The 21,708-nt window shown below is 63.8% G+C and carries 17 protein-coding genes; 2 read left to right on the forward strand and 15 right to left on the reverse strand.

Annotated features, from left to right (window positions below; genetic code table 11):
- Positions 1–82: 82 nt before the first annotated feature.
- The gene (locus Q0J74_RS00805; protein ID WP_297209134.1) at positions 83–2,755 is read right to left on the reverse strand and encodes an FtsK/SpoIIIE family DNA translocase; all 2,673 of its coding nucleotides are present in this window, start codon (positions 2,753–2,755) and stop codon (positions 83–85) included.
- 42 nt (positions 2,756–2,797) lie between these two features.
- Entirely contained in the window at positions 2,798–3,646 is an 849-nt protein-coding gene (locus tag Q0J74_RS00810; protein WP_297209137.1) for an undecaprenyl-diphosphate phosphatase, read from the reverse strand.
- A gap of 253 nt (positions 3,647–3,899) precedes the next feature.
- On the opposite strand from Q0J74_RS00810, the gene Q0J74_RS00815 reads away from it, so the two are divergent.
- The gene (locus Q0J74_RS00815; protein WP_297209249.1) at positions 3,900–6,263 is read left to right on the forward strand and encodes a phosphoketolase family protein; all 2,364 of its coding nucleotides are present in this window, start codon (positions 3,900–3,902) and stop codon (positions 6,261–6,263) included.
- A gap of 202 nt (positions 6,264–6,465) precedes the next feature.
- Here Q0J74_RS00815 and Q0J74_RS00820 read toward each other — a convergent pair whose 3' ends face one another.
- Genes Q0J74_RS00820 through Q0J74_RS00830 form a run of 3 tightly spaced genes read right to left on the reverse strand, consistent with a single transcriptional unit; the run spans position 6,466 to position 10,434 of the window.
- Entirely contained in the window at positions 6,466–8,274 is a 1,809-nt protein-coding gene (locus Q0J74_RS00820) for an ABC transporter ATP-binding protein (RefSeq protein WP_297209139.1), read from the reverse strand.
- The gene (locus Q0J74_RS00825; protein WP_297209142.1) at positions 8,240–10,003 is read right to left on the reverse strand and encodes an ABC transporter ATP-binding protein; all 1,764 of its coding nucleotides are present in this window, start codon (positions 10,001–10,003) and stop codon (positions 8,240–8,242) included. The genes Q0J74_RS00820 and Q0J74_RS00825 overlap by 35 nt, the downstream gene beginning before the upstream one ends.
- Positions 10,000–10,434 (reverse strand): MarR family winged helix-turn-helix transcriptional regulator, encoded by a 435-nt coding sequence (locus Q0J74_RS00830; protein WP_297209144.1) that lies wholly within the window; start codon positions 10,432–10,434, stop codon positions 10,000–10,002. Before Q0J74_RS00830 ends, Q0J74_RS00825 begins: the two co-directional genes overlap by 4 nt.
- A gap of 168 nt (positions 10,435–10,602) precedes the next feature.
- Here Q0J74_RS00830 and Q0J74_RS00835 point away from each other — a divergent pair, with 168 nt between their 5' ends.
- Positions 10,603–12,594, forward strand: a complete 1,992-nt coding sequence (locus Q0J74_RS00835; protein WP_297209147.1) for a fructose-1,6-bisphosphatase — start codon at positions 10,603–10,605, stop codon at positions 12,592–12,594.
- A gap of 51 nt (positions 12,595–12,645) precedes the next feature.
- Here Q0J74_RS00835 and Q0J74_RS00840 read toward each other — a convergent pair whose 3' ends face one another.
- The 10 genes from Q0J74_RS00840 to larB form a co-directional block, all read right to left on the reverse strand.
- Positions 12,646–13,434: a ZIP family metal transporter gene (locus Q0J74_RS00840; protein ID WP_297209150.1), complete on the reverse strand. Its 789-nt coding sequence runs from the start codon at positions 13,432–13,434 to the stop codon at positions 12,646–12,648.
- An 88-nt stretch (positions 13,435–13,522) separates the two neighbouring features.
- A complete protein-coding gene (locus Q0J74_RS00845) occupies positions 13,523–14,203 on the reverse strand; it encodes a YczE/YyaS/YitT family protein (RefSeq protein ID WP_297209153.1) in 681 nt (226 codons plus the stop codon).
- Positions 14,200–14,634 (reverse strand): MarR family winged helix-turn-helix transcriptional regulator, encoded by a 435-nt coding sequence (locus Q0J74_RS00850; RefSeq protein ID WP_297209156.1) that lies wholly within the window; start codon positions 14,632–14,634, stop codon positions 14,200–14,202. The genes Q0J74_RS00845 and Q0J74_RS00850 overlap by 4 nt, the downstream gene beginning before the upstream one ends.
- 79 nt (positions 14,635–14,713) lie before the next feature.
- Positions 14,714–15,310, reverse strand: a complete 597-nt coding sequence (locus Q0J74_RS00855) for an ABC transporter ATP-binding protein (RefSeq protein WP_297209159.1) — start codon at positions 15,308–15,310, stop codon at positions 14,714–14,716.
- Positions 15,307–16,239 carry an ABC transporter ATP-binding protein gene (locus Q0J74_RS00860; protein ID WP_297209162.1) on the reverse strand — a complete coding sequence of 311 codons (933 nt, stop codon included), beginning with the start codon at positions 16,237–16,239 and terminating at the stop codon, positions 15,307–15,309. The genes Q0J74_RS00855 and Q0J74_RS00860 overlap by 4 nt, the downstream gene beginning before the upstream one ends.
- Before the next feature lie 12 nt (positions 16,240–16,251).
- Complete coding sequence (locus Q0J74_RS00865) at positions 16,252–17,076, reverse strand: ABC transporter permease (protein WP_297209164.1); 825 nt, start codon at positions 17,074–17,076, stop codon at positions 16,252–16,254.
- Positions 17,073–18,065 (reverse strand): ABC transporter permease, encoded by a 993-nt coding sequence (locus Q0J74_RS00870; RefSeq protein WP_363315540.1) that lies wholly within the window; start codon positions 18,063–18,065, stop codon positions 17,073–17,075. The genes Q0J74_RS00865 and Q0J74_RS00870 overlap by 4 nt, the downstream gene beginning before the upstream one ends.
- Positions 18,066–18,091: 26 nt before the next feature.
- On the reverse strand, positions 18,092–19,660 hold the full coding sequence (locus Q0J74_RS00875) for an ABC transporter substrate-binding protein (protein ID WP_363315541.1): 1,569 nt from the start codon (positions 19,658–19,660) through the stop codon (positions 18,092–18,094).
- A gap of 11 nt (positions 19,661–19,671) precedes the next feature.
- Positions 19,672–20,949: a LarC family nickel insertion protein gene (locus Q0J74_RS00880; RefSeq protein WP_297209167.1), complete on the reverse strand. Its 1,278-nt coding sequence runs from the start codon at positions 20,947–20,949 to the stop codon at positions 19,672–19,674.
- Entirely contained in the window at positions 20,946–21,704 is a 759-nt protein-coding gene (larB, locus tag Q0J74_RS00885; protein WP_297209171.1) for a nickel pincer cofactor biosynthesis protein LarB, read from the reverse strand. Before larB ends, Q0J74_RS00880 begins: the two co-directional genes overlap by 4 nt.
- Positions 21,705–21,708 lie beyond the last annotated feature (4 nt).

Consider the following 21,708-nt stretch of genomic DNA (forward strand, 5'->3'; position numbering starts at 1 on the left):
ACCGGGTGCTGGAGGCCCTGCTGGAGGAACCGGAATAAAGGGACGTGGAAGGCGTCCGGCCGCATGGCCGGACGCCTTTTTGTCAGCTATCCATGTCAAAGGGGGGCAGGTCCCGGCTCTGGGGGATGGCGTCCCCCTCAAACTCCAGCTCGTCAGGTACCGGCTCCGGCGGTCCGCCGGGCGCCATGTCCTGTTTGAACTGCATTTCCTGCCACTGCTCCTTGGTGATGAGCACCTGACGGGGCTTGGAGCCCTCGAAAGGACCCACCACGCCCTTTTCCTCCATCTGGTCCACCAGACGGGCGGCCCGGGAGTAGCCCAGCTTCAGCCGCCGCTGGAGCATAGACACCGAGGCCATGCCGGTTTCCACCACCACTTCGATGGCGGAGGGGAGCAGCTCGTCGTACTCGTCTCCCACCTCTTCCGGGGCGGAGCCGCCCACGCCCTTGGCGCCCTTCTCCTTCTCGGCGGCGTGCTGCTCGATGTCGTGGATAATCTCCTGGTCGTACTCGGCGGTGCCGCTGTTCTGCTTGATGAAGCCCACCACAGCGGCCACCTCCTCATCGGAGATAAGGCAGCCCTGGACCCGCTGGGGCTTGCCGGTACCCAGGGGGAAGTAGAGCATATCGCCCCGGCCCACCAGCTTTTCAGCGCCGGTGGTGTCCAGAATGATGCGGGATTCCAGGGAGGAGGCCACGGCAAAGGCGATGCGGCTGGGGATGTTGGCCTTCATCAGGCCGGTGATCACGTCGGCGGAGGGCCGCTGGGTGGCGATAATCAGGTGCATGCCGGCGGCACGGCCCATCTGGGCCACCCGGCAGATGGATTCCTCCACCTCCTTGGCCGCCACCAACATCAGGTCGGCCAGCTCGTCGATGACCACCACGATCTGGGGCATCTTCTCCATTTCCCCGGTCTTGGTGGCGTGGGCATTGTAGCTGGCCAGGTCCCGCACTCCCACCTCGGAGAAGGCCCGGTAGCGCTTCATCATCTCCACCACCGCCCATTGCAGGGCGCCGGCGGCCTTCTTGGGGTCGGTGACCACGGGGATGAGCAGATGAGGGATGCCGTTGTAGATGCCCAGCTCCACCATCTTGGGGTCCACCATGATAAGCCGGACTTCCTCCGGCGTGGCCTTGTACAGCAGGGAGATGATGAGGGAGTTGGTACACACCGACTTGCCCGAGCCGGTGGTACCGGCGATGAGCAGATGGGGCAGCTTGGCGATGTTGCCCACGATGTTGTTGCCCCCGATGTCCTTGCCCACGGCGAAGGACACCTTGGAGGGATTGTCCCGGAACTCCCGGGAATCAATCACCTCGTGGATGTGTACCGGAGAGACCAGCTTGTTGGGTACTTCAATGCCCACCATGGAGATCTTATCCGGAATGGGGGCGATGCGCACTCCGGTGGCCCCCAGGGCCAGGGCGATGTCGTCGGCCAGGTTGGTCAGCTTGTTCAGCCGGACTCCCTGATCCAGTTCCACCTCGTACCGGGTGACCGAGGGTCCCCGGGTGACGTTGGCAATGGCGGCGTCGATGCCGAAGGAGCGGATGGTGTCGGACAGACGGGCCTGATTGGCCCGCAGCTCTCCCGCCACATCGGCCCCGGACAACCCCTCTCCCTCCTTCAGCAGGGAGACGGGAGGATACTGATAGGCCACCGGCCCCTCTTCCAGATTCCGGGCAATATCCTGCGCCACCTCCGCAGCGGCTTGGGCGGTCTCCTCCCGCTTGGCCTTGGCTGTGGACACCGCCGGCTCCCGCTGGATCTCCGGGAGGGGGGCGGGGGGAACCTCCGGCTCCGTCGGGGCGGCGAGAAGTGCCGGGGCGGCGGCCTGCTCCGCCGGGACCTCCGGCGCTGTCTCCGCCGGAGTGGGGGGCGCCTCCTCCTGCTTCTCCACCGTTCCGGCCAATACCTGGTCGGGCGTGGGAACCGAGGGCTTGCGGTTGAAAAAGCGCTCCTTCTTCTCCACCGGCTTGGGTTCCGCCCGCTTGCCCACCAGCGGACCGTCGTCCACCGGAATGTCGATCTGCGGGGTCTCCTGCCGTCTGGATACGGGAGCCGGCTCCGGCTCAGGGGCGGGCCGCCGCCGCGGCTCTCTGGGGCGGGGCTCAGGCAGCTCCTCCTCCTCATACTCCGCCCTGGGCCGGGCGCGGAGCTGGTCCACCAGCTCCACCGGGGAGATGCGGAAGGCCACCAGCAGCATAATCACGGCGATCAGCGCCAGAACAACGCCCGCCCCGATTTTGCTGAACACCGCCGTCAGTCCCAGGGCCAGCACACCGCTGACCACACCGCCGCTGTTCAGCGCCTCTCCCTGACTCCACAGGGTTTTCACCAGTTCCAGGTTCCAGGCGTAGGCCCCCTTAGCCAGGATCAGGTGGAGCAGGCACCCGAAAAGCACCGGGGTAAGCAGGGCGCAGCACACCCGGAAGCGCACCGGCCGGCCCCGGTGGAAGAGCAGAATGCCGCTGGCTGCCAGCAGCATGGGGGGCAGCAGCCAATAGCCGTATCCGATCAGGCCCTTCACCAGTCCGCAGAAAAAGTCAATGAAAATGGCCTGAATGTGAAAGTATCCGAAGGTGGAAAAGATCGCCAGCAGCAGGCAGATCACCGCCCCCACCTCCCGCCGGATCGGCTTGGGTGCGGGCGCTTTTTTGCGGCTGCCGGAGGTGCGGGCAGAAGAGGCGGTTTTCCCCTTTCCGGCGGAGGCGCGCTTCCCGCCTGTTGTTTTTTTCGGTGCTGTGGCCAACTCGATCAAATCCTTTCCAGGGTATTTCTTCGCCGGACAGCCTCAGGCCATGGCCAGCTTGACCACGCCGGCAATCAAGCTGCCCAGACCTACCGCCCAGCAATAATAGGCGAACTTGCCGAACTTGCCCTTGTCGGACAGGCTCTTCACCAGCCGGATGGCAAAGTAGCCCACCACGGCGGCCACCGCCACTCCCACCAGGTACATGGGCAGCTCCTCCACGTTGAAACCGGCGTCCACCGCGTCCTTGACCTCCAGAATGTTGGCCCCCAGAATGGCGGGCAGGGACATGAGGAAGGAAAAGCGCACGGCAAAGGAACGGTCAAAGCCCCGGAGCATCCCCACGGAAATGGTGGTGCCGGAGCGGGACAGGCCGGGAATCACCGCCAGCGCCTGGCCGCAGCCCACGATGAGGGCGTCCACCAGGGTCGCGTTTCTGGCTGTCTTGTGTCCCTTGGCCAGCCGGTCGGAGAAGAACAGGATGAAGCCAGTGGCCAGCAGGGCGCAGGACACCATAATGGAATTGGAAAACAGCTGGTTGATCACATCCTGGAGCAGCACCATCACAAACAGGGGCAGGGTGGCCACAATGATGAGCATCACCATTCGCCGGGCCGGTGGGGGGGCCACACCGGTGTCCCTCTTTCCCGCCAGGGCCGCAATGCCCAGAAAAAACTCCCGAATCATCTCCACAATGTCCCGCCAGTATACCACACACACCGAAATCAGGGTGCCGAAGTGGAGCAGGACGGTAAAGAGCATGTACTTCTCCTCCATGTTCTCCATGCCGAAAAAGGTCTGAAACAGAGCCAGATGGCCGGAGCTGGAGATGGGCAGGAACTCTGCCACGCCCTGGATAATTCCCATGAGAACAGACAACAGATAGGTCAATGTAATTCCCTCCATAACGATAGGTTTGGACATACAGTGTTATCTTATCACAGGCTGCGGAAGATTTCCATCCTTTTCTCTTATGTCAACAGAACTGACCGGTTTACTCCCCCTTCTCTTGACACCTTACCCCATTCCGATATAATGGGACATACCATCATATATTTTATCCTGAGTTTGCCGTAAGGAGGGTGCCAGCGTGGCAAAGCAATCCAACGAAAAAACCAAGGTAGTCATCAAGACCTCCACCCGCATGTCCAAAAAAGGCCCGCTCACCCCGGAGCTGCTGCGCAAGATCGACGCCTACTGGCGGGCGGCCAACTATCTGGCCGCAGGGCAGCTCTACCTGCGGGACAATCCCCTGCTCCGCCAGCCCCTGCGCCCCAGCAATTTAAAGCCCACGCCGGTGGGCCACTGGGGAACGGTGCCGGGGCAGAATTTTATTTATACCCACCTCAACCGGGTCATCACCCGGTACGATTTGAACATGATCTATGTATGCGGCCCCGGACACGGCGGCAGTGCGGTGGTGGCCCAGGCCTATCTGGAGGGGACCTACAGTGAGGTCTACCCCAACGTAAGCCAGGATGAGGAGGGGATGCGCAAGCTCTTCCGGCAGTTCTCCTTCCCCGGCGGTATCGGCAGCCACTGCGCCCCCAACACCCCCGGCTCCATCAACGAGGGCGGGGAGCTGGGCTACTCCCTGGCCCACGCCTTTGGGGCAGTGATGGATAACCCGGACCTGATCGCCGCCTGTGTGGTGGGGGACGGAGAGGCGGAGACCGGGCCGCTGGCCACCGCCTGGCACTCCAACAAGTTTCTGGACCCGGTGGGCGACGGGGCGGTGCTCCCCATTCTTCACCTCAACGGCTACAAAAACGGCACCCCCTCCCTCTTCGCCCGGATCACCACGGAAGAGGTGGAGGACTTCTTCAAGGGCTGCGGATGGACCCCCAGGTTTGTGGAGGGGGAGGACCCGGCCCAGATGCACCAGAAAATGGCCGCCGCCCTGGACTGGGCGGTGCGGGAGATCCTGCGTATCCAGCAGGGCGCCCGGGAGCTGGGGGAGACGGAGCGGCCCCGCTGGCCCATGGTGGTGTTCCGCTCCCCCAAAGGCTGGACCGGACCCATCCAGCCTGACGGAACCTGCCGGACCCATCAGCTGCCCCTGGCAATTGACGAGGCCCATCCGGAGCAGCTGGCGGAACTGGAGACCTGGCTGCGCAGCTACCGGCCGGAGGAGCTTTTTGACGAGACCGGCGCGCCGGTGGCCGCTCTCCGGGGGCTGGCCCCCCAGGGGGACCGGCGCATGGCCGCCAATCCCCACGCCAACGGCGGCTTGCTCCTCCGGGACCTGCGCACCCCCAGCTTCTCCAAATACGCGGTGGAGGTCCCCGCACCCGGAGCGGTGGAGGCGGAGGATATGGCGGAGCTGGCCAACTATGTCCGGGACGTGCTCAAGCTCAACCAAAAGGCCAGAAATTTCCGCGTCTTCGCCCCGGATGAGGCCATGAGCAACAAGCTCCATGCCGCCTTCCAGGTCACCGGGCGCCGCTGGAACGCGGCGGCGCTGCCCACCGACCAGGCCCTCTCTCCCCATGGGCGGATTATGGACGGCATGCTCTCCGAGCACATGTGCCAGGGCTGGCTGGAGGGCTATCTGCTCACTGGCCGGCACGGGTTTCTCAACAGCTATGAGGCTTTTATCCGCATTGTGGACTCCATGGTGAGCCAGCACGCCAAATGGCTGAAGGTGGCGGGCCAGCTCCCCTGGCGGCAGGACATCGCCTCCCTGAACTACGTGCTTTCCTCCAACGTGTGGCAGCAGGACCAAAACGGCTTCACCCATCAGGACCCCGGCTTCCTGGACCATGTGTCCAACAAGAAGGCGGACGTGGTGCGGCTCTATCTGCCCCCGGACGCCAACTGCCTGCTCTCCTGCTTCGACCACTGCATCAAAAGCCGCAACTACATCAACGTTTTGGTCACCTCCAAGCATATGCGTCCCCAGTGGCTCACCATGGAGGAGGCCATCAAGCACTGTACCCACGGCATTGGTATCTGGCAGTGGGCCTCCAATGACCAGGGAGCGGAGCCGGACGCGGTGCTGGCCTGCTGCGGGGAGACTCCAACCCTGGAGACTCTGGCCGCCGTCACCATCCTCCGCCGCTATCTGCCCGAACTGAAGGTAAGGGTCATCAATGTGGTGGACCTGATGAAGCTCCAGCCCCACACCGAGCACCCCCACGGCCTGACCAATGAGGATTACGACGTGCTCTTTACCCGGGACAAGCCCATCATTTTCGCCTTCCACGGCTACCCCTCCCTGGTCCATGAGCTGACCTACCGCCGCCGGAACAAAAATCTCCACGTCCGGGGCTACATTGAGGAGGGAACCATCACCACCCCCTTTGACATGCGGGTGCAGAACTGCATCGACCGGTTCGACCTGGTGATCGACGTGGTCAAGCGCCTGCCTCAGCTGGGCAACCGGGGTGCCTTCCTCATCCAGCTGATGAAGGATAAGCTGGTGGAGCACAACCAGTATATCACCGCCCACGGCTGTGATCTGCCCGAAATCCGGGAGTGGAAGTGGAACGGCGGGGCCGGGATCTGAGGCGCACTTACAGCCGGACCAAGACATTTTCAGGCAAAAGCACCGGGCCTGCCGCGATGCGCGGCAGGCCCGGTGCTTTTGCCTCAGCTTGTCGAAAAAGCCTCGCAGAGTTCGCGCCCGCAGGCGGACAAATCCTGTGTACAGCGGCCTGCATCCTACTCGAAAAAGTGGCTCTGCTACTTTTTCGACAGCCTCTTTCTCCTCAATTCAGCTCAAACATGCCGTGGTAGAGCTGGTAATACTCTCCTTTCTGGGCCAGCAGATCCTCATGGCTGCCCCGCTCCACCACCTGGCCGTGCTCCAACACCAGAATGGCGTCGGCGTTGCGGACGGTGGACAGCCGGTGGGCGATGACAAACACCGTCCGGCCCTCCATCAGCTGGTCCATACCTTTTTCAATCAGCGCCTCGGTACGGGTGTCGATGGAGGAGGTGGCCTCGTCCAAGATGAGAACCGGCGGGTCGGCCACCGCCGCCCGGGCGATGGCCAGCAGCTGCCGCTGACCCTGGGAGAGGTTGGCCCCGTCCGCCGTCACCATGGTGTCGTAGCCCTGGGGCAGGCGGCGGATAAAGGAGTCGGCGTTGGCGATGCGGGCCGCCCGCTCCACCTCCGCCTGGGTGGCGTCCAGCTTGCCGAAGCGGATGTTGTCGGCAATGGTGCCGGTAAAGAGATGGGTGTCCTGGAGCACCATGCCCAGGGAGCGGCGCAGGGCGCTCTTTTTGATGTCCTTCACGTCGATGCCGTCGTAGGTCACCCGCCCCTTCTGTACGTCGTAAAAGCGGTTGATCAGGTTGGTAACGGTGGTCTTTCCCGCCCCGGTGGAACCTACAAAGGCAATCTTCTGCCCCGGCTTGGCGAAGAGACTGACGCCTTTCAAAATGGGGTGTCCGTCGGTATAGCCGAACGCCACGTCCTCAAACCGCACATCACCCCGCAGGAGGGTTCGCGTCCCGTCGGGCCGCTCCCAAACCCAGCCGCCGCCCTCCAGCGCCACCAGATCCACCGTACCCTCATCGGTTTCGGCGGGAAGATCCAGCACCTCAAACACCCGCTCCGCCCCCGCCAGGGCGGCCAGCATGAAGTTGGTCTGCTGGGTAAACTGATTGATGGGCATGGTGCACTGCCGGACAAACACCAGGTAGCTGGCCAGGCTGCCCACGTCGGTCATACCCTTCATGGCCATGATGCCGCCCAGGACGGCTACCAGGGCGTAGTTGATGTAGGACAGGCTCACCACGGCGGGAATCATGGTGGCGGCATAGCCCTGGGCGCCGGTTCCCGCCCGGCGCAGGGCCTCGTTCTTCTCCCGGAAGGCACGCAGAGACTCCCCCTCGTGGTTGAAGACCTTTACCACCTTCTGGCCCCCCATCATCTCCTCGATGTAACCGTCCAGCTCCCCCAGACATGCCTGCTGTTTATTGTAATAGGCCTTGCTCCGCTTCCCGCTGAAACGGACGTAAAGAAACATCACCAGATAGCAGACCACCATCACCAGGCTGAGCCGCCAGTTGAGAATGAACAGCAGGGTCATGGTACCCACCACTTGGATAAAGCTCTGAATCACCATGGCAAAGCTGTTGTTCAGCGCGTCGGAGATGGTGTCTACGTCGTTGGTGAAGTAGCTCATCACCTCGCCGTGGCGGTGGGTGTCAAAAAATTTCAGCGGCAGGGTCTGCAAGTGGGCAAACAGGTCCCGGCGGATGTCGTAGAGCACCTTCTGGGCCGCCTTCACCATGGCCTGGGTGTAGCCGTAGGCGGTGAGCACTCCCACCAGGTAGATCCCCGCGGTGAGGGCCACACCGGCCCGCAGATCGTCCCAGTCCCCGGCGGCCAGACTGTTGACCACCGGGCGGATCATGTAGGTACCCAGCAGGTTGGCGGTGGCGCTGATACTCACCAGCACCGCCACCGCCAACAGCAGCAGCCTGTGCCGCCCCAGGTAGGACAGGAAGGTGCGCAGGGTGTACCGCAGATGCTTAGGCTTCTTGGCACTGAGCTGTCGGGCCGCCATGCTCCTCCCCTCCTTTCATCTGGGACGTATAGATCTCCTGGTAAATGGGATCGGAGGCCAGCAGCTGGGCATGGGTGCCGGCGGCGTGGATTCTGCCATCCTCCAGAATCACAATAAGGTCGGTGTTGATCACCGAGGTCACCCGCTGAGCGATAATCAGCTTGGTCACCCCGGTGAGCTCGGCCAGGGCGGCCCGAATTCCAGCCTCGGTGGCGGTATCCACGGCGGAGGTGGAGTCGTCAAAAATCAGGATCTTGGGCCGCTTCAGCAGGGCGCGGGCAATACACAGCCGCTGCTTCTGGCCGCCGGAGACGTTGACGCCTCCCTGACCCAGATCCGTGTCCAGGCCGTGGGGCATGCTGCGCAGGAACTCCTCTGCCCGGGCCGCCCGGCAGGCCGCCCACAGGGTCTCATCATCGGCGCCGGGGGCGCCCCACTGAAGGTTTTCCCGCACGGTACCGGAGAAAAGCTCGTTTTTTTGGAGCACAATGGACACCGCGTCCCGCAGGACGGTGAGATCGTAATCCCGCACATCCACGCCCCCCACCTTCACGGTACCCTCCGTGGCGTCGTACAGCCGGGGGATGAGCTGTACCAGGGTGGTCTTGGCCGAACCGGTCCCCCCCAGAATACCCACCGTCATCCCCGAGCGGATATGCAGCTCCACTCCGGCCAGGGCGTACTCCCGGGCGTCGGCATGGTACTTGAAGGACACAGTTTCAAAGTCCACGCTGCCGTCGGCCACCTCTTCCACCGGACGGGCCGGAGCGGTCAGGGCGGGTTTTTCCTCCAGCACCTCCACAATGCGGTGGGCGCTGGCCAGAGACCGGGTAAGCAGGAGGAACACATTGGAAATCATCATCAGGGAGTTCATCACCTGGAGCACATAGCTGAGAAATCCGGTGAGTTCCCCCACCAGCAGCTCGCCCCGGAGGATCATGCCCCCGCCGAACCAGAAGATGAGCACCACACTGGTGTACATCACCAGCTGGAAGGCGGGCAGGTTGAGTACCGCGAAGTGGAAGGTCCGCTGGCTGGCGGACAGCAGTTCTCCGTTCACCGTGCGGAATTTCTCCTCCTCGTACTCCCCACGGACAAAAGCCTTCACCGCCCGAATGGCGGTCAGCCCCTCCTGTACCACATTGTTCAGGCCGTCCACCGCCTTCTGGAGGCGGCCGTACATGGGGGCCACCTGCCGCACCACCAGCAGCAGAATCACCGCCAGCACGGGGGCGCACACCACAAACACCAGCGCCAGCCGGGGATTCATCCAGAAGGACAGGCCCAGGCCCATGGCCAGCATCACCGGACTGCGCACCAGGGGCCGCAGGCCGCCGTTGACGGCGTTTTGCAGCACCGTCACGTCGGTGGTCATCCGGGTAACCAGGGAGGCCGTCTCAAACCGGTCCAGGTTGGAAAAGGCATACTCCTGCACCCGTTCAAATTCCGCCTGGCGCACCTGGGCGCCCCAGCCGTAGGACGCCCGGGCGGCAAACCGGGCGTACAGCAGGCCGGTTACCAGGGCCAGCAGGGCGCAGATCCCCATCTGCACGCCCTTATATACGATGTACGCCACATCCTCCCGGGCCACCCCTACGTCGATGAGGTCGGCCATAAACACCGGAATGGTCAGTTCGAACACCGTCTCCACCAGCACCAGCAGTCCGCCGATGAGCAGATCCCTCCGATAGGGTCCCAGATAGCGGAACAGGCACCTCAAATCCCTCATACTCCGGCCTCCCCTTCTCCCTTGAGGTTGCGGTAGGCCCGGAGCAGATACTGGGCAAACTGCGCCCGCTCCTCCGGGGAAAAGCCGGCAAGCATCTTCTCCTCCATTTCGCCGCAGAAGCCCTGCCAGCGCTCATAGACCGCCCGGCCCCGGTCCGTCGCCACAATCCGCTCACACCGGCGGTTGTCCGCGTCCGCCTGACGGCGCACAAAGCCCCCCTTCTCCATGGAGTCCAGCATCCGGGACACCGCCGCCGGATCAATCTCGCAGTAGTCCGCCAGCTGCCGCTGCCGGCTGGCCCCGTTCTGGATCAGGTAATTGAGCACCTTGGGCTGACCCGACCCCAGCCCCAGCTCCCCCAGATGGGGCCGCAGGGCGTTGCGCTGGGCGTGAAAGGCCCGGTAGAGCAGCATGTGAAAGGTGCGCTCCATTCCCTCGCCTCCTTTGATATATCAACAATTGACACGTCAATTATATCCATTTCCCCTCCCTTGTCAAGTGCTTTCCCGACCCGCAGCTTTTCCCCTTGCAAGCGGAGGCGGAACGTGGGATAATGGGAAAAGATAAACTGCACAGGATAAAAAAGGAGGTCCCCCGCCATGGAGTCCACCAAGGCCTATCGCCCGGAAAACCTGCACTACTTAAAAATGCTGGCCCGCCAGTATCCCAACGTACAGGCCGCCAGCACCGAGATCATCAACCTCCAGGCCATCCGCAATCTGCCCAAAGGCACGGAGCACTTCATCTCCGACGTCCACGGGGAGTATGAGGCCTTCCTCCACATCCTCAACTCCGCCTCCGGCGTGGTGCGGGAGAAGCTGGACACGCTGTTTGCCACCACTGTCTCCAAATCCGATCTGGACCAGCTGGCCACCCTGATCTACTACCCCCAGGAGAAACTGGAGGAGATCGAGCGGGAGACCGCCGACATGCGGGAGTGGTACCGCATCACCTTTCACCGGCTCATTGAGATATGCCGACTGGTCAGCTCCAAATACACCCGCTCCAAGGTCCGCAAGGCCATGCCCCCGGAATACGCCTACATCATCGACGAAATGATTCACACCCACTATGAGGACAAGGACAAGCGGGACTATTACGAGAACATCATCTCCACCATCATTGACATTGACCGGGCCTCCAATTTCCTCACCCAGCTGTGTGAGCTTATCAAGCGTCTGGCGGTGGATCACCTCCATCTGGTGGGGGATATCTTTGACCGGGGACCCCGGGCAGACATCATTCTGGACTCCCTGATGGAATACCACAGCGTAGACATTCAGTGGGGCAACCACGACGTGCTGTGGATGGGGGCGGCCTCCGGTTCCCGCACTCTGGTGGCCACGGTGCTGGCCAACTCCCTGCGGTACAACAACCTGGAGGTCATTGAGACCGGCTACGGCATCTCCCTGCGGCCCCTGTCGGTGTTTGCCAACGAGGTGTACAAGGACTGCGACACCCACTGCTTTGAGGTGAAGCTCACCAATGAGGACGCCGCCCACTACACCGAGAAGGACAAGCTGCTCTCCGCACGGATGCACAAGGCCATCACCGTCATCCTCTTCAAACTGGAGGGGCAGAAAATCCTCCGCAACCCCTGCTTCAACATGTCCGACCGGCTGCTGCTGGACAAGATCGACTATGAGAACAAGTGCATCACCATCGGGGAGAAGACCTATCCCCTGGAGGACACCGACTTCCCCACCGTGGACCCCAGGGACCCCTATACCCTGACCGAGGAGGAGAGCGCCCTCATCAATCAGCTCACCGCCTCCTTCCTTCACAGTGAAAAACTCCAGCGCCACGTCCGCTTCCTCTACTCCAAGGGAAGCCTGTACAAAATCTACAACGGCAACCTGCTCTTCCACGGCTGCATCCCCATGGCGGAGGACGGCTCTCTGCTCAGCTTCTCCATCGGCGGCAAGGAGCTGTCTGGCAAGGCCTTTTTGGACTACGCCGACCTGAACGCCCGCCAGGCCTACTACAACAAGCGCGGGACCGAGGAGCGGGAGTTCGGCATGGACTTCCTCTGGTTCCTGTGGGCGGGGCGGAACAGCCCCATCTTCGGCCGGGACCGGATGACCACCTTCGAGCGGCGGCTCATCGCCGACGAGTCCACCTGGACGGAACCCAAAAACGCCTATTACCAGCTGTACAACGACCCGGCGGTGTGCGAGGCCCTGCTGAAGGAGTTCGGCCTGGAGGGTCCCCACTGCCACATCATCAACGGCCATGTGCCGGTGAAGTCCAAGAAGGGGGAGAGCCCCATGAAGGCCGGGGGCAAGCTGTTGGTCATCGACGGCGGGTTCTGCAAGGCCTATCAGAAGACCACCGGCATTGCCGGATATACCCTGATCTACAATTCCGCCTGCTTCCGCCTGGTATCCCATGAACCCTTCGCCGGCCGGGCCAACGCCATTCGGGAAAATCAGGACATCGCCTCCTCCTCGGTGGTGTTCGAGCGGCTGGAGTCCCGGCTGAAAATTGCCAGCACCGATGTGGGCCGCCAGCTCAAGGAACAGATCGACGACCTGACGGCCCTGGTGCAGGCCTTCCGCAGCGGCGAGATTGTGGAGGATCACAAGGACTGAAACGCGCCGGGACCCCGCGGTATGCGGGGTCCCGGCTTTCTGTTGGGTAGGTCAGCCCAGAGCGGAGTCCAGGGCCATCATCACGGTAAAGCCCAGAGCAAAGGTAAGTACCCCCACGTTGGAGTGGGGCGGCTCCGACATCTCGGGAATCAGCTCCTCCACCACCACGTAGAGCATCGCCCCGGCGGCAAAGCTGAGCAGAACAGGCAGCGCCGGCACCAGCAGGCTCGCACCCCACAGGGTCAGAACCGCGGCCACAGGCTCCACCACCCCGGACAGCACGCCCCACAGCAGAGCCTTCCCGCGACGCATGCCCTCCGCCCGCAGGGGCAGAGAAATAATGGCCCCTTCCGGGAAATTCTGGATGGCAATGCCGGCGGCCAATACCAGCGCCCCGCCAAAGGTAACGGCAGTCTCGCCGGAGAGCCAGCCGGCAAACACCACCCCCACCGCCATCCCCTCCGGAATGTTGTGGATGGTCACTGCCAGCACCAGCATGGTGGTTCGGGCCAGGCAGCTTCTGGGTCCCTCCGCCTCCTGACTGCCCAGATGGAGGTGTGGTATCGCGTGGTCCAGCAGCAGCAGGAAGAGCACCCCCGCCCACACTCCTCCGGCGGCGGGGAGAAAGGCCCACCGGCCCAAATGCTCCGACTGGCCGATGGCGGGGAGCAGCAGACTCCACACCGAGGCCGCCGTCATCACCCCCGCTGCAAAGCCGGTGAGTCCCCGCTGCACCTCCCGCCGCAGTCCACCCCGCATCAGCATCACGGTGGCCGCCCCCAGGCTGGTTCCCACCAGCGGGAGCATCAGCCCTGCAAATACAACCCAATCAACTGTCATCCGATCACCTCTATATCAAAAATTAGTTTTTACTAACCGATGTGGAAAAGCCGCGCCCGGCCCCTATGGGTCGGGCGCGGCTCTTATTCTACCGTGTCCTCTGGGGGATGTCAACCGTGGAGCGGCCCTTCAGCAGAATCTGGATATCGCCGCCCACTTGCTGATTGACAGCGCGGGCAATGGCACCCACCAGCAGGGCGGAGACAAAGGTACCCTCCCGCACGCCGGTCAGCCGCTGATAGAGAATCAGGCCCAGCACCGCCGCCGTGGCCGCCATGGTCACATCCACCGCCACCTTGGTCTTGCCGAAATCGGTATGCCAGGTGGTGGAAATGGCCTTTACCGTACACTCTCCGGGCAACATAACCACATCGGCCGCCATTTCCATAAATACACCAAGGCCCAGCACCAGACAGCCCACCAGCAGAAGAGCCGCCTTGGCGGGATAGCTTTGGGGAGAGAGAAAACCCAGCATGGCCATAGACAGGTCAATGAAATAGGAAAAGCCCAGGGACACCGGAATCTGGAGCCAGAAGGCCTTTGGAAACCGCCTCCGGAGAATGACCAGCTGAAGCACAATGAGCAGCAGGCTGTAATACAGTGTAAACATCCCCAGCGTGGGGGCAAAACCGATGCTCAACGTATAGGGAATACTGGAAATGGGAGAGGTTCCCAGATCCCCCTTGGTGATGAGGGCAATACCCAGGGAGTTGACAAACAGCCCCGCAATAAAAAAGACATACCGGCGGACCAGTTCGCGTCTACTCATTGCAAAACCTCCTGGTTCTCCGCCAGAATAAGGCAGACTTGCAGCAGGCCCGCCGACAGGGCGGCGCCCTGCTCCGGCGTCATGGAACGGAGTACCTCTCCCTCCAGCCGCTCCAATGTGGAACGGACCAGCCTTTGCTTTTCCCAGCCCTCCGCCGTCAGATAGACATGCAGCGACCGCCGGTCTCCGTCCCGGCTGCGCCGTTCGATCAGGCCCTTCTCCTCCATCCGCCCCAGCAGACCGGTGAGGGTGGCCGGGTCAATCTGGCACCCGGCGGCAATGTGCTTCTGCATGCTGCCGTCGTGGAGTCCCAGATAGTCCAGCACCTTGGGCTGGCCCGCCGTCAGCCCTGCTGCGCTCAATTCCCCCATCACCGCCCGCTGAAACAGCCCCTGGGCGGCCATCAGGAGATAATGAAAACTTTGATCCATGGTTGCCTCCGCATATAATTTGTATACAAACAGTTTGTAATCAAATTATATACAGAGATTTCATCTTTGTCAATCCCCCTCACAAAGTCTGGACGCGGGTGCACAGCCGCTGCAGCAGGGAGGAATCATGGCTGACGATGAGTAGACCCAATCTGCGGCCCTCCGCCTGCTCCAGCAGCAGCTTCCAGATCTGGGCCTGGGTGATGGGGTCCAGCATGGCGGTCATCTCATCGCACAGCAGGTACCGCACCCCCGGCGTCAGCGCCCGGGCGATGCAGAAGCGCTGGAGTTCTCCTCCGGAGAGTTCGGCGGGGTAGCGGTCCAGCCAGCCGGGCTGGATGTGCAGGGCCTCCAGCAGGCCCGCCTCCACCCCTCCAGCCTCGGACAGGGTATCCCGCAGCCTGAGCAGCGGGTCCACCGCCGTCTCCGGGTGCTGCCAGATCATCTGCACCGGACACAGCCCCCGCCAGCGTCCCAGCGGGCGGCCGTCCAGCAGCACCTCCCCCCTGTCCGGCCGCTCGTAGCCGGCCAGGAGCCTGCACAGGGTGGTCTTGCCCCGTCCGCTGGCGCCGGTCAGCCCCACCCGCTCCCCCGGCTCCAAGGTCAGGGACAGCTTTTCCAGCACCCGCCCTTGTCTGCGGTAGGCAAAGGACAGATTCTTTCCTTCCAGACTCACGGCGTCTTCCCTCCCTCCGGGTGCAGGCAGCGGACCCGGCCTCCCGCCGCCTCAATCAAGGGGATGTCCCCGGCGCAATCCGCCGCCCGGCGGGGACAGCGGGGAGCAAAGGGGCAGCCCGGCCCCTCCTCCCCCGGCCCGGGCTGGGTACCGGAAATGGGAGTGAACCCGTTGCCGGGCAAGGCGTTCCACAGGGCCTGAGTGTAGGGGTGGCGCAGCCGGCCCGCCGGAAAGTCGGCGGCAAAGGCCTCCTCCACTGTCTCCCCGGCGTAAAACACCGCCACCCGGTGGGCGATGGTGAGGGCCAGCTCCAAATCGTGGGTGATAAGCAGCACCCCCGCCCCCTCCTGAGCCAGCTCCCGGAAGTGGCCCAGAATGCGCCCGGCTGCCCTGGCGTCCAGACCGGGAGTGGGCTCGTCAGCGATGAGCAGCTTTGGGGCCTGGAGGGCCGCGGAGGCGATAAGCACCCGCCGGGCCATACCGCCGGACAGCTCAAAGGGATAGCGCTCCTCGGTCTCCCGGCCCAGGCCGTACCGCTCCAGCACCGCCCGGCTCTCCGCCCTGGCCCCGGCGTCCCGCCGGCCCCGCCGGAGCTGGGGACCCACCTGCATCAGCGGGTCCAGATAGGTTACGCCTTGGGGAACCAGGGCAATCTCCCGGCCCCGGAGTCTCGCCGCCCGTTGGGGCGTGAGGGGCTGACCCTGATAGATCAGCTCTCCCTCCATCTGGCTGTTGTAGGGCAGGATGCCCAGGATGCCGTGGGCCAGCAAGCTCTTGCCCGAGCCGCTGGACCCCACCACCGCCACCACCTCTCCGGCGGTCACGGTGAGGGAGAGCCGGCGGATCACCGGCAGCACCCGGCGGCGGGTGCCGCCCTGATACTGGGTAAAGGAAATTGACAGGTCCCTGACCTCCAAAACAGGCTGCATCACACTTCCCTCCTATTCATGGACGCTGGCAGGGTCCAGCAGGCGGCGGAGCTGATCGGCCAGCAGGGCGAAGAGGACCACCACCCCCACCAGGGACAGGCCGGGAAAGACCGCCAGCCACCATTTTCCGGTGGTGAGATAGCCCATGCTCTCCGACAGAATAACCCCGATGGCGGGTTGCTCCGGCGGCAGGCCGAAGCCCAGAAAGGTGACGCTGGCCTCATGGAGAATGGCGTGGGGAAAAAGGAGCACCAGCCCGGTGAGAAACTGGGGCAGCAGGTGGGGCAGCAGGTGCCGCCGGAGGATGGCCCACCGGGACAGCCCCAGCTTCTCCGCCACCTGCACATAGGGCATAGCGCGGACCTGGAGAACCTCTCCTCGCACTACCCGGGCCAGGGAGGTCCAATGGCTCAGGGCCACGCCTGCCACCACTCCGGCAAAGCCCTTGCCGAAGGCCAGAGAGATGAGGATGACCAGCAAAATGTGGGGGATTCCCATCACCAGATCCACAAACCAGGAGAGGGCGCCGTCCACCCACCCGCCCAGCAGGGCGGAGCAGGCCCCCACCAGCAGGGCGATCCCGGCGCTCACCGCGGCGGTGAGCAGGCCGATGCGGATACTCAGGGAGAGGCCCGTCAGGGTGCGCGAGAGCATATCCCGGCCCATCCAGTCGGTACCGAAGAGGAAGGGAACGCAGGGAGGAAGATTTTTCCGGGTAAAGTCGGTGACCATGGCCTGTCCGGCCAGCAGCGTCCCTGCCGCCGTCACGGCGCACAGCAGTCCCAGGGTAAGGACCAGCAGGCACAGGGCCGCCCGCCTGCGGTTGAAGCCGTTCACGCTCTGGCCGCCCCCCTTCTGATCTTGGGGTCCACCACACCGTACAGCAGGTCGGCAATCAGATTGCCGCTGAAGACGATGGCGGCGCTCACCACCGTGATCCCCAGCAGCAGGGGCAGATCGCCCCCCAGTCCGGCGGTGACGGCGGCCTGACCCAGACCCGGATAGGAAAACACCTGCTCCACCAGCACCGAGCCGCCGAAGATCTCGCTGATGACGGCAAATTGCAGGGTGATGGCGGGCAGAGCCACGTTGCGCAGGCCGTGGCGCAGAAGAATGGAGCGGTTCGACTCTCCCCTGGCCCGGGCGAAGAGCACGTAGTCCGACTCCAGCACGTCAATCATCTTTTCCCGGGTGTGGAGGGCGATGCCGGGCATCCCCGTCATGCTCAGGGTGAGGGCGGGAAGTACGGCGTGATACAGCCGGTCCCCCAGGGTGACGCTGGCGGCGTCCACCCCGATGGGAACCGCCAGACCGCTGGGCAGCACCTTCAGCCACACCGCAAATATCATCAGCAGCACCAGCGCCAGCCAGAAGGCCGGCGTGCTGGAGAGCAGCAGACACCAGCCCCGGATCAGCTTATCCACCGCCCTGCCCCGGCGGGCGCCCGCCAACACCCCCAAAGTCAGGCCCAACAGCCCGGAGAGCACCCAGGCGGCGGCCATCAGCCACAGGGAGTTTTGCAGCCGCTGGCCGATCACCTGAGTCACCGGCTGGCGGTAGAGAAGGGAGACGCCCAGATCGCCCCGGATCACGTCCCCCAACCAGCCCAGATAGCGCCGGAGGGGCGGCTCGTTCACCCCCCAGTACTCCTCCAGCCGGGCAATCTGCTCCTGGCTCATGGTCCCCAGGGCGGCCTGGCCCACGTTGGTTTGCAGCGGGTCCAGGGGAGATGCGGACATGAGCAGAAAGGCCGCCAGACTGACGCCCAGCAGCAGCAGCGCCATACGGAAGAACTTTTTGCCTGTAAAGAGCAGGCGGTGTTTCAAGGAGATTCCTTCTTTCCGGTTGGATATCAGGTCCAGCTCCACTGGTCCACATTGTTGACGATGGACCAGCCGTGGCCATGGGGGTGGATTTTCTGCTGGGCCACCTGGAGGCCCGCCCGTACCCAGTACAGATGGTCCACATTCACCAGCCACACCCAGGGGATGTCCCCGTCCTGGGTGACACCGGCGGTGCCGTCCCACTGGGCCTTCTGCCACAGTGCGTAGGATTGTTCCAAATCGGTACAGGCCAGGGCCTGGTCCATCCATTCGTCCACGGCGGCATTGGCGTAGGGGGAGTACCGGGCGGAGCCGGTATCCTCCTCCGTGTGGTAGAGGTTATACAGCTCCATGGGGGTGTGGGCGCCCCAGCCCCAGATCAGCGGCTGAGTCAGCGCCCGGTCATAGGCGGTGTCCCAGCCCACCCCCTCTATGGTGCAGGAGATGCCCAGCTCCCCCAGTTGGTTGCCGAAGTCGGCGCACAAGGCCTGGCGCACGGAGTCTCCGGTGGGATAGAGCAGATTCAGCTCCGCCCTCTCCCCGTCCTTTTCCCGGACCCCGTCGGCCCCCAGCACCCACCCAGCCTGCTCCAGCAGCGCGGCGGCAGCGGCGGGGTCATAGGCTACCTCCGAGGCTTCGCTGTACCAGGGCAGGCCGTCGCACACGCTGTAGGCCGGAGTGCCGTAGCCGCTTAGAACATGGTCAATCATCTCCTGCCGGTCAATCCCGATGTTGATGGCCCGGCGCACCAGCACATCCCCGGTGAGGGCGCCCTGGATGACCGGCAGGTTGAAGCCCCGGTTGTCCACGCTGGTATAGGCGGCCAGAACGTACCCGGCGGGGTCCTGTTCGGAATAGGTGGCGGAGGTGTAGGCCACATCCGCCTGGCCCGCCTGGACCGCCAGGAAGGCGGCGTCCTCCTCCAGGAAGAGAATGGTCACCTGCTTCATCTGAGGGGCCTGGCCGTAGTAGTCCGGGTTGGCCGCCAGAATCACCTGCTGGCCCCGGTCCCACTGCTTGAGGAGGTAGCGTCCGGAGCCGATGGGATTCTGGCCGTAAGTGGCGGGGTCATAGGCGTGCTCGGGGACAATGCCCACATTGGCCATGGTGTAGGGCCAGATGGAAAAGGGGGTTGCCATATGAAAGATTACGGTGGTGTCATCGACAGCCTCAGCGTAATCCAGCATGGTGAAGTCGTTCACCGAGCTGGCCTCCTTGACGGTGTTGTACGTAAAGGCCACGTCGGCGGCGGTCAGGGGAACACCGTCGGTGAACACCACGTCGTCCCGGATGGTTACCGTCCAGGTCAGGCCGTCCTGGCTGGCCGTCACCCCGGTGGCTAAATCGTAGCCGATGGTCAAATCGGCGTTGGTCACCGTCAGGGTGGACTGGATCAGAGGCTCGTGGACATGCTCCCCCGCCCCCCAGCCGTAGGCTGGGTCAAAGCCCGCCTCCGGTTCGGAGGTGGTGGGCATGGCGATGACCACCTGATCCTTCCCCACTCCGCCCTCCTGCTCCTGCGCAGGTCCGCCGCCGCAGCCGGACAGCGGGCCAAGGGCAACCAGAGCGGCCAGGCTCAGCGAAAAAAAACGTCTCACAGCAGCTCCTTTCACAGGCTCTTGTTCACTTCATGGAGTACAGTCTGGATGGGCAGGCCGTTGGCCCTGGCCAGGGCGGCCACCGACTCGTACTCAGGGGTTACCCGGTTCACGCCGAAGCCGCTGGCGGTTTTCATCTGTACCGTACCCCAGGGGGTCTCCGCCGTCCGGGCGCCGGGGGTGAGAAAATACTTGCCGCACCGGCGCACCCGCAGGCCGTTGGTGGTGGTCTGCGCCAGCACTGCCCGGGCCAGCTCTCCCTCCTTCTCCACCTCACACAGCACAGTGAGCAGGTGGCCGGAACGGCCCTTCTTCATGGTGCCTGGAATGGTGTACACATCCAGGGCGCCCAGTTCCAGCAGACGGGCGGCGGCAAAGGCCAGGGCCTCCGGAGTCATGTCGTCGATGTTGCACACCAGCTCACTGATCCGGCCGTTGGCTTCGCCCTCCTCCTCTCCCAGGAAAGCCCGAACACAGTTGGCCCGGCCGGCAAACACCTTGCTGCCCACCCCGCAGCCCACTGCCCCCGCCGCCATGGAGGGCATGGGGCCGAAGGACTGGGCAAAGTGGGTGAGCAGCGCCGCCCCGGTGGGCGTACACAGCTCCCCCATCACCTCCCCGCCGTATACCGGCACGCCAGCCAACAGATTGGCGGTGGCAGGGGCAGGCACCGGCATGATCCCGTGGGCGCAGCGCACTGTTCCGCTGCCCACGTGGACGGGTGAAACCACCACCCGGTCCGGCCGGAGCAGATACATGGCATAGCACACCCCCGTCACATCCGCCACCGCGTCCAGCGCCCCCACCTCATGGTAGTGGACTTCACCCACCGGACAGCCGTGGGCCTTGGCCTCCGCCCGGGCAATGGCGTCGTATACCCCACGGGCATTGGCCCGCACCTCCTCCGGCAGCGGCAGGGTATCAATCAGTCCGCCAATCTGACCGGGAGTGGCATGGTGGTGGGGATGCTGGTGATCATGGGGGTGTTCATGATCGTGAGGATGTTCATGGCCATGGGGGTGTTCATGATCGTGGGGATGTTCATGATCGTGGGAGTGTTCATGGCCGTGTTCGTGCTCCAGTTCCTCAAGGCCGTGGACGCTCACCCGCATATGAGTACCTGCGATACCGCCGGAGGCACCCCGTTCCGCCTCCACCCTCACCCCGGGCAGGCCCAGGCCGTTCATGGTGTCCAGAAAACCCTGCTTGTCCTCCAGTAGTTCATACAAAGCGGCCAGGAGCATGTCCCCCGCCGCGCCCATATGGCATTCGATGTAAAGTGTTTTCACTGTAACCCCTCCATTTGGTTGATCATACTGGCCAGATAGCCGGCGCCGAACCCGTTGTCGATGTTGACCACACTGCACCCGGAGGCGCAGGAATTGAGCATGGCCAGCAGGGCGGACAGGCCGCCGAAGCTGGCTCCGTAGCCCACGCTGGTGGGGACCGCAACCACCGGACAGTCCACCAGGCCCCCGATAACCGAGGCCAGCGCCCCCTCCATGCCTGCCACAGCCACCACGCACCGGGCGCTCATCAAAGGTTCCAGGTTGCTCAGCAGCCGGTGCAGTCCCGCCACCCCCACGTCATACAGGCGGGTGACTTTGTTCCCCATCACCTGGGCGGTGAGGGCGGCCTCCTCCGCCACCGGCATGTCGCTGGTACCGCCGGTGGCCACCACAATGTGGCCCAGCTCCGTCCGCTCCCCAGGGAAGGCGATACCCAGCCTGGGGATGGGCCGGTAGTCCAGGGGGACCGACTGCTCCACCACCTGGGCGGCCTCCTCCCCCATGCGGGTGATGAGGATGTTTTTGCATCCCCGCGCCCCCATGGCGGCGGCAATCCCCGCGATCTGTTCCGCCGTCTTGCCCGCGCCGTAAATGACCTCCGCCGCCCCTTGGCGCACCGTGCGGTGAAAGTCCACTTTGGCATAGCCCAGGTCCTCAAAGGGCTGTCGTTTCAGCTCCAGCAGAGCCTGCTCCGGTGTGGTCGTCCCCCGCTGCACCCCCCGGAGCAGCTCCAGAATCTCATGCTTGTTGTCCATCTCG

It is taken from the genome of uncultured Flavonifractor sp. (assembly GCF_944387675.1).
Lineage (GTDB): Bacteria > Bacillota > Clostridia > Oscillospirales > Oscillospiraceae > Flavonifractor.